Annotated in this window: 9 protein-coding genes and 1 pseudogene; 9 read left to right on the forward strand and 1 reads right to left on the reverse strand. The window is 31.4% G+C overall.

The window, feature by feature from the left end:
• The first annotated feature begins 14 nt into the window (after positions 1-14).
• The 7 genes and pseudogenes from HMPREF2930_RS02620 to pyk all read left to right on the forward strand — a co-directional run bounded on the left by HMPREF2930_RS02620 (position 15) and on the right by pyk (position 8607).
• A complete protein-coding gene (locus tag HMPREF2930_RS02620; RefSeq protein ID WP_070597231.1) occupies positions 15-3218 on the forward strand; it encodes a DNA polymerase III subunit alpha in 3204 nt (1067 codons plus the stop codon).
• Between the two features lie 198 nt (positions 3219-3416).
• A pseudogene (locus tag HMPREF2930_RS11510) lies at positions 3417-3575 on the forward strand (NAD-dependent malic enzyme); the annotation flags it as partial.
• Entirely contained in the window at positions 3559-3693 is a 135-nt protein-coding gene (locus HMPREF2930_RS11735; protein WP_256217926.1) for a hypothetical protein, read from the forward strand. The pseudogene HMPREF2930_RS11510 and the gene HMPREF2930_RS11735, both read left to right, overlap by 17 nt.
• 192 nt (positions 3694-3885) lie before the next feature.
• Positions 3886-4752: an acetyl-CoA carboxylase, carboxyltransferase subunit beta gene (accD, locus tag HMPREF2930_RS02625; protein ID WP_017176124.1), complete on the forward strand. Its 867-nt coding sequence runs from the start codon at positions 3886-3888 to the stop codon at positions 4750-4752.
• Complete coding sequence (locus tag HMPREF2930_RS02630) at positions 4745-5689, forward strand: acetyl-CoA carboxylase carboxyltransferase subunit alpha (protein WP_017176125.1); 945 nt, start codon at positions 4745-4747, stop codon at positions 5687-5689. The genes accD and HMPREF2930_RS02630 overlap by 8 nt, the downstream gene beginning before the upstream one ends.
• A gap of 171 nt (positions 5690-5860) precedes the next feature.
• Positions 5861-6829 carry a 6-phosphofructokinase gene (pfkA, locus tag HMPREF2930_RS02635; RefSeq protein WP_017176126.1) on the forward strand — a complete coding sequence of 323 codons (969 nt, stop codon included), beginning with the start codon at positions 5861-5863 and terminating at the stop codon, positions 6827-6829.
• Between the two features lie 17 nt (positions 6830-6846).
• Positions 6847-8607: a pyruvate kinase gene (gene pyk / locus HMPREF2930_RS02640; RefSeq protein ID WP_017176127.1), complete on the forward strand. Its 1761-nt coding sequence runs from the start codon at positions 6847-6849 to the stop codon at positions 8605-8607.
• 306 nt (positions 8608-8913) lie between these two features.
• Here pyk and HMPREF2930_RS02645 read toward each other — a convergent pair whose 3' ends face one another.
• Entirely contained in the window at positions 8914-10266 is a 1353-nt protein-coding gene (locus HMPREF2930_RS02645) for an amino acid permease (RefSeq protein WP_017176128.1), read from the reverse strand.
• Positions 10267-10615: 349 nt separating this feature from the next.
• Between HMPREF2930_RS02645 and HMPREF2930_RS02650 the strand changes: the two genes are divergently transcribed.
• Both HMPREF2930_RS02650 and icd read left to right on the forward strand, forming a co-directional pair.
• Entirely contained in the window at positions 10616-11734 is a 1119-nt protein-coding gene (locus HMPREF2930_RS02650; RefSeq protein ID WP_017176129.1) for a citrate synthase, read from the forward strand.
• A 35-nt stretch (positions 11735-11769) separates the two neighbouring features.
• Positions 11770-13041 (forward strand): NADP-dependent isocitrate dehydrogenase, encoded by a 1272-nt coding sequence (gene icd, locus HMPREF2930_RS02655; RefSeq protein WP_017176130.1) that lies wholly within the window; start codon positions 11770-11772, stop codon positions 13039-13041.
• The last annotated feature ends 101 nt before the right edge of the window (positions 13042-13142 follow it).

Here is a 13142-nt window from a genome sequence, read left to right on the forward strand (position 1 = left end):
AAAGGAAGTCATACATGTTTGTACATTTGAATATTCATTCAACATATGATTTATTATATTCAAGTTTAAAAATTAACGATGTCGTATCAAAGGCAAAAGCAAATGGATATCAAGCACTTGCAATTACGGATACGAACGTATTATATGGCTTCCCTAAGTTTTATGACGCATGTATTAATGAGGGAATTAAGCCAATATTTGGAATGACTGTAATGGTTTCTGATGAAATTAGCACAATTGAAACCGTATTATTCGCAAAGAATAATGAAGGTCTCCATGCTCTGTATCAACTTTCTTTTGCAATTAATATGAAACAAAAGACTACGATACGCCTAAAATGGCTACAAAAATATAGTTACCATCTTGCTATTGTTTTTAAAGATGCTAATGCGTCTCATCAATCGTTAATTCAAACACTAAAGAATAATGAGTCAGTATTTATAAATCATACAAGTCAATTAGATTTTTCAGACGATAAAATTGTCTTTCTTAATAATGCAAGATATTTAAATCCTGAAGATGCAGATACAATACTTGCATTAAAAGCAATAAAAAACAATACAAAATTGGATTTAGTAAATGATATCAAGGATGCTCATGAATATTTTCCAACTAGTGAAAATATTAAAGAACTTCAGTTGTCTGAAAAAATAATAGCTAATACAAAGGCTTTAGCTGATGAGTGTAACGCAGAAATTCAATACCATCAAAATCTATTGCCTAACTTTAAAACACCCAATCAACAAAGTGCTAAATCCTATCTTTTAGAAAAGTTAAAATATAATCTTAAAGAATTTAAATTAGATAAAGATCAGCGATATATTGACCGATTACATCATGAATATTCAATAATAACGAATATGGGATTCGAAGATTATTTTTTGATAGTGAGCGACTTAATACATTTTGCTAAAACGCATGATGTGATGGTTGGACCTGGACGTGGTTCATCTGCAGGATCTTTAGTTAGTTACTTATTAGGTATCACGACTATTGATCCAATTAAATTTGATTTATTATTCGAGCGCTTTTTAAATCCAGAACGTGTCACTATGCCAGACATTGATATTGATTTTGAGGATACGAGAAGAGAAAAAGTGATTCAGTACGTACAAGAAAAGTATGGTCAATATCACGTATCGGGCATCGTCACTTTTGGTCACTTATTAGCAAGGGCTGTAGCGAGAGATGTAGGCCGTATTATTGGTTTTGACGAAAAAACGTTAAATGAAATATCGAATTTAATCCCACATCAATTAGGTATTACACTAGAAGAAGCCTATCAAAATGAAAAATTTAAAGCATTTGTTCATAAAAGTTATCGTCATGAAAAATGGTTTGAAATTAGTAAAAAACTAGAGGGCTTACCACGTCATACATCTACCCATGCTGCAGGAATAATTATTAATGATAAACCATTGTATCATTTTGCTCCTTTAACAATGGGGGATACAGGTATATTGACTCAATGGACAATGACTGAAGCAGAACGATTAGGTTTATTAAAAATTGATTTTCTTGGTCTTAGAAATTTATCAATTATTCATCAAATTATCACTCAAGTAAAAAAAGATTTAAATATTGATATCGATATAGAACGAATCCCTTTTAATGATCAAAAAGTATTTAAATTATTGTCTCTAGGAAACACTACAGGTATATTTCAATTAGAATCAGAAGGTGTTAGAAAAGTATTGATGGAATTACAGCCTGAACACTTTGAAGATATCGTTGCTGTAACATCATTGTATAGACCCGGTCCAATGCAAGAAATACCTACATACATATCAAGAAGACATCGTCAAAGTGACATTAAATACTTACATCCTGATTTGGAGCCTATTTTAAAGAAGACATATGGCGTCATTATTTATCAAGAACAAATCATGCAAATTGCTAGTCAATTCGCTAATTTTAGTTATGGTCAAGCAGATATATTAAGACGTGCAATGAGTAAAAAAAATAGAGCTATCCTAGAAAGTGAACGTCAACACTTTATTGAAGGGGCTGTAAGTAATAATTATGATGCATCAATTAGTGAACGTATTTTCGAACTAATATTAAAATTTGCGGATTATGGTTTTCCTAGAGCTCATGCGGTGAGTTATTCTAAAATTGCGTATATCATGGCTTATTTAAAAGTGCATTATCCTAATTATTTCTACGCGAATATTCTTAGTAATGTTATAGGTAATGAAACAAAAACGGCAATAATAATAGAAGAAGCTAAAACTCAAAGTTTAAATATTTTACCTCCAGATATTAATAAAAGTCATTGGTTTTACAAAGCGACAGAAAAAAATATTTATTTATCGTTGGGCGCAATAAAAGGTGTCGGATATCAAAGCGTCAAATCTATAGTAGACGAACGAATTGAAAATGGATTGTATAAAGACTTTTTTGATTTCACCAGAAGAATTCCTAAAAGAATTAAAACTAGAAAATTATTAGAAGCATTAATATGTGTGGGCGCATTTGATTCATTTGGTAAAACTAGATCAACACTATTATCTACAATTGACGAAGTTATTGATCAAGTTTCGAATGTTGAACAAGATGAATTTTTATTTAATATGTTAACACCGAAGCAAGCCTATGAAGATAAAGAGGAATTCAGTGATCAAATCATTAGTGATTATGAAAAAGAATACTTAGGATTTTATATTTCTAACCATCCAGTTGAAAAATTATTTTATATCAAACAATATTTAGGTATTTTTACGATTAAGAATAGTTTAGATTATCAACCTATACTTGTTCAGGTTAATCAATTTAAGCAAATAAGAACAAAAACTGGACAACATATGGCGTTCTTAGTTCTAGATGATGGTAGAACCACTATTGATGGTGTTTTGTTTCCAGATAAGTACAAACAATATGAGACAATGAGTCAACAACAAAATGATATTCTAGTCGTTCATGGCAAATTTGAAGAACGAAATCAAAAGAGACAAATTATCATTCAAAATATGGATACAATTAACGACTTTGAAAATAACAAATTATCTCAAGCCAAACAAATAGTGATTAGAAACGTCAATCAATTAGAAGATATTAAATCATTTTTAATAGATCAGACTACACATAACGATTTAGAAGTAGTTTTATTTAATGAAATGCAACAACAAACTCAATCTTTAGGATTTTTACAAAAAGAAATGGAACAAGTCGAAAGGTTTATAAAGATGTTCAAGCCAAGTGACATCAGAATTATATAACTTTTATATGCAAAAAAATTATGATATAGTTAGTTGATGGTTATAAATAAAGAAGAATTAATAATTTTATTGATTTTTTTATCTCTTGATTTAATAACATGTAGCATATAAAAATGGTTTTTAAAATTGAACTTAATTGTTACAAAAATCCTTCTTTTCAAAAGTAATTTAATTATAAATCAATTAGAGATTGATTAAATGTTTTTAAGAGACGATGCATTACAAATGCATAAAGAGAATCAAGGTAAATTAAAAACTACACCTTATGTTAAAGTAACCAATATAGAAGAGCTAAGTTTAGCATACTCTATAGAGGCAGTAGAATCGTGTAAAGAAAGCTATGAAGAATCAAGGAAGTAGTGCTAAAGTAGTAGGAACGAGACGACCTTATTTTCGAAATCAAATTAATAAGATATTAGCTTATCTAGGTGTTTTTAGAGTTGTTTTAGATATTGAATCTACTCCTTTCGATTAAAGAGTGACACCATCAGCGACACAAGATTTAACACAATCTGCTATGGAATTAGGTGTTGCATGTATTGAAGTAGATTTCCATGACGTATATGATAAAACAATGAAGTTAACAGATTTAAAATAAAGTAAGCGAATTTAAAAGTAACTATTTAAAATAACGAAATTATTGAGTGAGTTATGCGGAGGTTTACGCATGTTTAAAGATTTTTTTAATAGAAGTAGTAAAAAAAAGAAATATTTAACGGTACCGGATTCTAAACAAAATGACGTACCAGCGGGTATCATGACTAAATGTCCTAATTGTAAAAAAATAATGTATACAAAAGAACTAACTGAAAATTTAAATGTATGCTTTAATTGTGATCATCATATCGCACTTCCTGCATACAAAAGAATAGAAGCTATTTCAGATGAAAATTCGTTCAAAGAATTCGATAAAGAAATGACATCTTCTAATCCTTTAGATTTTCCTGGTTATCAAGAAAAGGTGGAAAAAGATCAAAAGAAAACGGGTTTAAATGAAGCCATCGTAACTGGTACAGCAGAATTAGATAGCGTGAAATATGGCATTGCAGTTATGGACTCACGATTTAGAATGGGAAGTATGGGTTCAGTCGTAGGGGAAAAAATCTGTAGAATCGTTGATTATTGTACTGAACATCGGTTACCATTTGTATTATTTTCTGCAAGTGGTGGTGCCAGAATGCAAGAAGGTATTATTTCATTAATGCAAATGGGAAAAACAAGTGTATCATTAAAACGACATTCTGATGCTGGATTATTATATGTTTCTTATTTAACACATCCTACTACTGGTGGTGTATCAGCTAGTTTTGCTTCTGTGGGTGATATTAACCTAAGCGAACCTAAGGCTTTAATCGGTTTTGCTGGACGTAGAGTTATAGAACAAACAATTAACGAAAAATTGCCGGAAGATTTTCAAACTGCTGAGTTTTTATTAGAACATGGTCAATTAGATAAAGTTGTGCATAGAAAAGACATGAAAGCAACACTTTCTGAAATTTTAAAACTACATCAAGAGGTGAAGACGAATGCTTGATTTCGAGAAATCTTTATATGAGATTAAAGAAAAGATTAATTCATTGAAGGAATCTCAAGAAAAAAATGACGTCGACTTACAAGATGAAATTGATTTGTTAGAAGCCTCTTTGGAAAGAGAAAGAAAAAAAATATACACCAATTTAAAACCTTGGGATCGAGTACAAATTGCAAGACTTCAAGAAAGACCTACAACACTTGATTATATTCCATATATCTTTGATTCATTCATTGAATTACATGGAGATCGTAATTTTAGAGATGATCCTGCGATGATTGGTGGAATAGGATATCTCAACAATCAACCGGTAACTATCATAGGTCAGCAACGAGGGAAAGATACTAAAGATAATATTTATCGTAATTTTGGAATGGCTCATCCTGAAGGTTACCGTAAAGCTTTACGCTTAATGAAACAAGCTGAAAAATTTAATCGTCCTATTTTTACGTTTATTGATACAAAAGGTGCATATCCGGGAAAAGCAGCTGAAGAACGAGGGCAAAGTGAATCAATTGCGAAAAATTTAATTGAGATGGCTTCTCTTAAAGTACCTGTGATTGGTGTTGTAATCGGTGAAGGTGGAAGCGGTGGTGCGCTTGGTATTGGTATAACTAATAAATTATTAATGCTTGAAAATAGTACTTATTCTGTTATTTCTCCAGAAGGGGCGGCAGCATTACTTTGGAAAGATAGCTCTTTAGCAAAAATGGCTGCTGAAACGATGAAAATTACTGCAAAAGATTTACTGGAACTAAACGTGGTAGATGAAGTTATTAATGAACCACAAGGCGGCGCTCACAGAGACGTCGTTTTTCAAGCAAAACAAATTAAACAATCTTTTATTCATCAGCTTAATGAATTAAATAAATTAGATGGACAAGCTTTAGCGAATCATCGATTTAATAAATTTAGAAATATTGGTACCTTTATTAATTAACACAGAATGACTAGAAATTTAATTAAAATTTCTAGTCATTTTTTTATATAAATTAAATTAAAAATTTAAAACGTTTACATATATATAATCTATCAATATTAATGGAATAGATAATAAAATTATGGTAATTTATACATGAAGATTATTATAGTTAGGAAAGGGTATGTCGCTATGAAGAGAATTGCGGTATTAACAAGTGGTGGAGATTCACCAGGCATGAATGCTGCTGTTAGAGCAGTCGTACGAAAAGCAATTTATAATAATATCGAAGTTTTTGGTGTTTATCAGGGTTATCAAGGTTTACTTGATGATAATATCCACAAACTTGAATTAGGAAGTGTTGGAGATACGATTCAACGAGGAGGAACTTTTCTATATTCTGCTAGATGTCCTCAGTTTAAAGATGAGAGTGTAAGACAAAAAGGGATTGAGAACTTACACAAGCATGGTATTGAAGGACTTGTAGTAGTCGGTGGAGATGGCAGTTATAGAGGTGCTCAACGTATTAGCGAAGAAACAACCGATATAAAAACAATTGGTATCCCTGGAACAATTGATAATGATATTAATGGTACTGATTTCACTATTGGTTTCGATACAGCATTAAATACGATTATTGACTGTGTCGATAAAATCAGAGATACTGCTTCAAGTCATGCGAGAACTTTTGTTGTAGAAGTAATGGGACGTGATTGTGGTGATTTAGCACTGTGGGCTGGATTGTCAGTAGGTGCTGAAACAATCTTAGTTCCAGAAGAGCACACAGATATTAAAGATGTTGCTGAAAAAATTGAAAGTGGTATTAAACGTGGAAAAAAACATTCTATCGTTATGGTAGCAGAAGGTTGTATGAGTGGCCATGAATGTGCAGAACAATTAACTAAATATATCAATGTTGATGCACGTGTATCTGTTCTTGGTCACATCCAACGTGGTGGTAGTCCATCTGGTGTAGATCGAGTACTTGCTTCAAGATTAGGCGGTTATGCTGTAGAATTGTTAATGCAAGGTCAAACAGGATTCGGTGTAGGTATACAAAATAACCAACTTACAGCAACACCATTTGATGAAATTTTCAATAATGAAAGCCATAAATTCAACACTCGTATTTATGACTTAGCAAAAGAATTATCTATATAATTTAGGAGGCTTTTATAATGAGAAAGACTAAAATTGTATGTACTATAGGACCTGCTTCAGAGTCTGAGGAAATGTTAGAAAAATTAATGAATGCTGGAATGAACGTTGCACGTTTAAATTTCTCTCATGGTAGTCATGAAGAACATAAAGCACGTATTGATTCAATTCGTAAAGTATCTAAAAAATTAGGTAAAACTATTGGTATTTTATTAGATACTAAAGGACCTGAAATTCGTACACATGATATGAAAGACGGCTTGATTGTACTTGAAAAAGGTAAAGAAGTTATTGTGAGTATGTCTCAAGTTGAAGGTACACCTGAAAAATTCTCAGTCACATATGAAGATTTAATTAATGATGTTCAAATTGGATCATACATTTTATTAGATGATGGTTTAGTAGAATTACAAGTTAAAGATATTGATAAAGATAAAGGCGAAGTTAAATGTGATATCTTAAATACTGGTGAATTAAAAAATAAAAAAGGTGTAAACTTACCTGGTGTTAAAGTAAACTTACCTGGTATCACTGATAAAGATGCTGCAGATATTAAATTTGGTATTAAAGAAGATATTGATTACATTGCAGCAAGCTTTGTACGTCGTCCTAGTGATGTATTAGATATTCGCGAAATTTTAGAACAAGAAAATAATGATAATATTACGATCTTCCCTAAAATTGAAAACCAAGAAGGTATTGACAATATCGAAGAGATTTTAGAAGTATCTGATGGTTTAATGGTTGCGCGTGGTGACATGGGTGTTGAAATTCCACCTGAATCTGTGCCAATCGTTCAAAAAGATTTAATTAGAAAATGTAATAAATTAGGAAAACCTGTCATTACTGCAACTCAAATGCTTGATTCAATGCAACGTAATCCACGTGCAACAAGAGCTGAAGCAAGTGACGTTGCTAATGCAATCTATGATGGTACAGATGCAGTTATGTTATCTGGTGAAACAGCTGCAGGACAATATCCTGAAGAAGCAGTTAAAACAATGAGAAATATCGCAATTTCAGCTGAAGCTGCTCAAGATTACAAAAAATTATTATCTGATCGTACTAAATTAGTAGAAACATCATTAGTAAATGCGATTGGTGTATCTGTAGCACATACTGCTCTAAACTTAAATGTTAAAGCAATTGTAGCTGCAACTGAAAGTGGTTCAACAGCGATTACAATTTCTAAATATCGTCCACATTCAGATATTATTGCAGTAACACCTAGTGAACATACTGCAAGACAATTAGCACTAGTATGGGGTGCATATCCAGTTGTTAAAAAAGGACGTAAAACAACAGATGATTTATTAAATAATGCAGTAGCAACAGCTGTTGCTACTGAAAAAGTTGGTAATGGTGATTTAATTATCATTACTGCTGGCGTTCCAACTGGTGAAAAAGGTACGACTAATATGATGAAATTACATTTAGTAGGTGATGAAATTGCTAAAGGTCAAGGTGTTGGTCGTGGATCAACAACTGGTAAAACAGTGATTTCTAAAACTGCTAGTGATTTAGAAGGAAAAGACCTAAGTGAATCAATTATTGTGACTAATTCAGTAGACGAAAGTTATGTTCCATATGTTGAAAAAGCTGCAGGTTTAATTACTGAAGAAAACGGTATAACATCACCAAGTGCAATCGTTGGACTTGAACAAGGTATCCCAACTATTATTGGTGTTGAAAATGCAACTAAAGAATTGAAAAATGACTTATTAATTACTGTTGATGCAAATCAAGGTAGAATTTTTGAAGGGTATGCGAATGTCCTTTAATTAAACAACTGTATAAGTATGTTTAATTAAAATGCTAGAAGAGCGAGAATAACCACATTAGTGGATAAAATTCTCGCTCTTTTTTATATTATTTAAACATATTAAAAAAGTGGAATAGAGCCGTATTCGTCGTCCCACCTTGCGTTGAACGTAGATTTTCATTAAGAAAATCTCTATGTTGGGGATAGTAGTGTTTAAAAATGCTTATTACAAGAGTATTTCAATTCAGACATCGACTGCATTAACATAAAAATGACTGGAACATTATCAATTGTTCCAGTCATTTTTTATATTGATATTTTAATGTTAATTTGCTACTTTTTTATATCTTAAATACATAATACCTAAAATAATAAACCAAATGGGTGTTAAGAAAATAGCGTTTCTTGTTGTTGCATTTACAAATAGTAAACAAAACACAAATATGAAGAATGCTAAAATAATATAGGCCATATATTTTCCACCAGGAAGTTTGAATTTTGCTTTTTTATGTAATTCAGGATTTTTTCTATGATAATTAATATAAGCCCAAATAATTAAAGCCCACACGATAATAAATAATACTGTTGAAATTGTTGTAACATATGTAAATACTAGCGTTGCATTTGGAAAAATATAGTTTAATAATGCTGTCACCAATAATAACGCAGATGATACTATAATTGCGATATGTGGTACACCTTGTTTGTTAGTACTTTTAAATATAGAAGGCGCTTGTTTTTGTTCAGATAATCCAAATAACATACGACTATTTGAGAAGATACCACTATTACAAGATGAAGCAGCAGCAGTTAAAACTACAAAGTTAATTAATCCAGCTGCAAACGGAATACCAATTAATGAGAACAATCTAACAAATGGGCTCTCATTTGGATCCACTTTGTCCCAAGGAATAATAGACATAATGACTGCTAAAGCACCTACATAGAAAATTAAAATTCTAATTGGTACTGCATCTATAGCTTTAGGTATTGTTTTTTCTGGATCTTTAGTTTCACCAGCGGTTACCCCAATCATTTCAATACCAACAAATGAGAATAAAGCCATTTGGAATGACATAAAGAAACCAGAGGTTCCATTGGTAAAAATACCATGTTTATAAAGATTAGTTAAACTTGCATGTCCAAATTGAGTTTTATAAGCAAATAAAATCATTATTGCACCAATGACGATTAAAGCTATAATAGTTATAATTTTAATAATAGCAAACCAGAATTCTAATTCTCCAAATAATTTTGCACTTAATAAGTTAAAAACCATTAATATTAATACGCAAAACAGAGCAGTAATCCAGTTTGGTATAGTTGGAAACCAGAAACTAACATATTTAGCAACTGCAGTTACTTCTGCCATTCCCGTTATAATCCAGCATAACCAATATGTCCATCCAGTAACGAATCCTGCAAACGGTCCAATATACTCGTTTGTTACATCAGCAAATGATTTAAAACGAGTATTTTGAATGATGATTTCTCCAAGACCTCTCATAAACATAAATAGCATGAATCCAATAATGATATAGGTTAATAGAATAGAAGGTCCAGTCATAGCTATAGTTTGACCTGCACCTAAGAATAATCCAGTTCCGATAGCGCCACCAAGAGCAATCAATTGTACATGACGATTACTTAATCCTCTTTGTAATTTTTCTTCTGCCATAAGACAACTCCCTTACATTTAATTAATATTAATTATGCACTTATATATTAAATTCGACAATTATTTTTCTAAATTTTTTCTAAAAATTTTATTAACATTGAGTTAATAAAAAATAATCATTGTTGATAAATAATTAAAATATTCATTATTTTCATATAAGTCAACCTTGTCTTACTATTCATAAATAGCTTTATAACGATTTTTACTATCATTATAATTAAAATTAATATATAAATAATTTACCAATGAAAATTTAAACCACATATATAATTATTCACAAAACTTATAATTTTAGATATACTATTTTATGAAAGCCATTACATTATGTAAAAGAAAAGGGGAATTACTTATGGCAGAATTACAAAAAGGTTTAGAAGGGGTTATCGCAGCAGAAACTAAAATTAGTTCAATTATTGACAGTCAATTAACTTATTCAGGATATGATATTGATGATTTAGCTGAAAATGCTCAATTTGAAGAAATCATGTTCTTATTATGGAATTATAGATTACCAACACAAGAAGAACTTGAAGAATTAAAAGAGAAACTTAAACAATATATGACATTAAATCCAAGGGTATATAAGCATTTTGAAGAATATGCTACGGATGATGTACATCCAATGACTGCATTACGTACCTCTGTTTCTTATATTGCACACTTTGATCCAGATGCTGAAGAGGAAACAGATGAAAGTCGAAAAAATCGAGCTATTCGTATCCAAGCAAAGATTGCATCATTAGTTACAGCGTTTTCACGCGTGCGAGAAGGAAAGGAACCTGTTAAGCCCAATTCTGATTTAAGCTATGCAGCAAACTTCTTGTATATGTTAAAAGGGGAATTGCCATCTGATACTGAAGTTGAAGCTTTTAATAAAGCTTTAATATTACATGCTGATCATGAACTTAATGCTTCAGCATTTACAGCAAGATGCGCAGTATCATCTTTATCTGATATGTATTCAGGTATTGTAGCAGCAATTGGTTCATTAAAAGGCCCTTTACATGGTGGAGCAAATGAACAAGTTATGAAAATGCTATCAGAAGTTAAATCACTTGATGAAGTAGATAATTATTTAGATAAGAAACTCGCTAACAAAGAAAAAATCATGGGATTCGGTCATCGTGTATATAAAGAGGGAGATCCACGTGCCAAGTACTTAAAAGAAATGAGTCGAAAAATAACTTCTGAAACTGGACATAACGAATTATATGAAATTTCTCTTGCAATTGAAAAGCGTATGCATGATGAAAAAGGTTTAATTCCAAATGTAGACTTCTTTAGTGCAACTGTTTATCATAGCATGGAAATTCCACACGATATTTTTACACCTATCTTTGCTGTAAGTCGTACTGCAGGATGGACCGCGCATATTTTAGAACAATATCGTGATAATCGAATTATTCGTCCGCGTGCAAAATATGTTGGAGAAACAAATCGTAAATATGTAGCAGTAGAAGAAAGATAAAATATTTCAAAATTTAATTTATGGAGGCTTTTATAATGGCAGCTGAAAAAATTACTAGAGCAAATGATGAATTATTAAATGTACCTAATGAACCAATTATTCCATTTATTATTGGGGATGGTATCGGTCCTGATATTTGGAAAGCAGCTAGTCGTGTTGTTGATGCGGCGGTTGAAAAAGCATATAACGGTGAAAAGCGTATTGAGTGGAAAGAGGTATTAGCTGGTCAAAAAGCGTACGATGAAACTGGTGAATGGTTACCACAAGAAACTTTAGATACCATCAAAGAATACTTAATCGCAATTAAAGGGCCATTAACTACACCAATTGGCGGAGGCATTCGTTCTTTAAATGTAGCATTAAGACAAGAATTGGATTTGTTTACTTGTCTTCGTCCAGTACGTTGGTTTAAAGGTGTACCTTCACCAGTAAAACGTCCTCAAGATGTTGATATGGTTATCTTCCGTGAAAATACTGAGGATATTTATGCTGGAATTGAATTTAAAGAAGGAACAGAAGAAGTTAAAAAAGTTATTGACTTCTTACAAAATGAAATGGGTGCTACAAATATTCGTTTTCCCGAAACTTCTGGTATTGGTATTAAACCAGTTTCTAAAGAAGGAACCGAACGTTTAGTAAGATCAGCTATTCAATATGCAATTGATAATAACCGTAAATCAGTAACATTAGTTCACAAAGGTAATATTATGAAGTTTACAGAAGGATCATTTAAACAATGGGGTTATGATTTAGCTCATAACGAATTTTCTGATAAAGTATTTACTTGGCAACAATATGATGACATTGCTGAAAAAGATGGTAAAGATGCTGCAAATGACGCACAACAACAAGCTGAAAAAGACGGTAAAATTATTATTAAAGATTCAATAGCAGATATTTTCTTACAACAAATTTTAACACGTCCAGCAGAACATGATGTAGTAGCTACAATGAACTTAAATGGCGACTATATCTCAGATGCACTTGCTGCACAAGTAGGAGGAATCGGTATTGCTCCTGGTGCTAATATTAACTATGAGACAGGGCATGCTATTTTTGAAGCAACACATGGTACAGCACCAAAGTATGCTAACTTAAATAAAGTGAATCCATCATCTGAATTATTAAGTTCTGTATTAATGTTAGAACATTTAGGATGGCAAGAAGCGGCTGATAAAATTACTGATGCTATTGAAGCTACAATTGCTTCTAAAATTGTGACATATGATTTTGCTCGCTTAATGGACAGAGCTACTGAAGTATCAACTTCAGAATTTGCCGATGAATTGATTAAAAACTTAAAATAATATTTATTTTGATAAAACAGTCTAAGATGGATTTTGATGTCTTAGACTGTTTTTGTTCATTATTAATAAATATCAAAACAAGATTAACGAAAAATATTCTT

The sequence above is a fragment of the Staphylococcus sp. HMSC068C09 genome, assembly GCF_001813735.1.
GTDB lineage: Bacteria > Bacillota > Bacilli > Staphylococcales > Staphylococcaceae > Staphylococcus > Staphylococcus hominis.

What these genes read in the sequence shown, in the direction of transcription:
- pyk (WP_017176127.1), top strand. Translation starts at nt 6,847, where the DNA reads ATGAGAAAGACTAAAATTGTATGTACTATAGGACCTGCTTCAGAGTCT.
- icd (WP_017176130.1), top strand. Translation starts at nt 11,770, where the DNA reads ATGGCAGCTGAAAAAATTACTAGAGCAAATGATGAATTATTAAATGTA.
- HMPREF2930_RS02650 (WP_017176129.1), top strand. Translation starts at nt 10,616, where the DNA reads ATGGCAGAATTACAAAAAGGTTTAGAAGGGGTTATCGCAGCAGAAACT.
- accD (WP_017176124.1), top strand. Translation starts at nt 3,886, where the DNA reads ATGTTTAAAGATTTTTTTAATAGAAGTAGTAAAAAAAAGAAATATTTA.
- HMPREF2930_RS02620 (WP_070597231.1), top strand. Translation starts at nt 15, where the DNA reads ATGTTTGTACATTTGAATATTCATTCAACATATGATTTATTATATTCA.
- pfkA (WP_017176126.1), top strand. Translation starts at nt 5,861, where the DNA reads ATGAAGAGAATTGCGGTATTAACAAGTGGTGGAGATTCACCAGGCATG.
- HMPREF2930_RS02645 (WP_017176128.1), bottom strand. Translation starts at nt 10,266, where the DNA reads ATGGCAGAAGAAAAATTACAAAGAGGATTAAGTAATCGTCATGTACAA.
- HMPREF2930_RS11735 (WP_256217926.1), top strand. Translation starts at nt 3,559, where the DNA reads ATGAAGAATCAAGGAAGTAGTGCTAAAGTAGTAGGAACGAGACGACCT.
- HMPREF2930_RS02630 (WP_017176125.1), top strand. Translation starts at nt 4,745, where the DNA reads ATGCTTGATTTCGAGAAATCTTTATATGAGATTAAAGAAAAGATTAAT.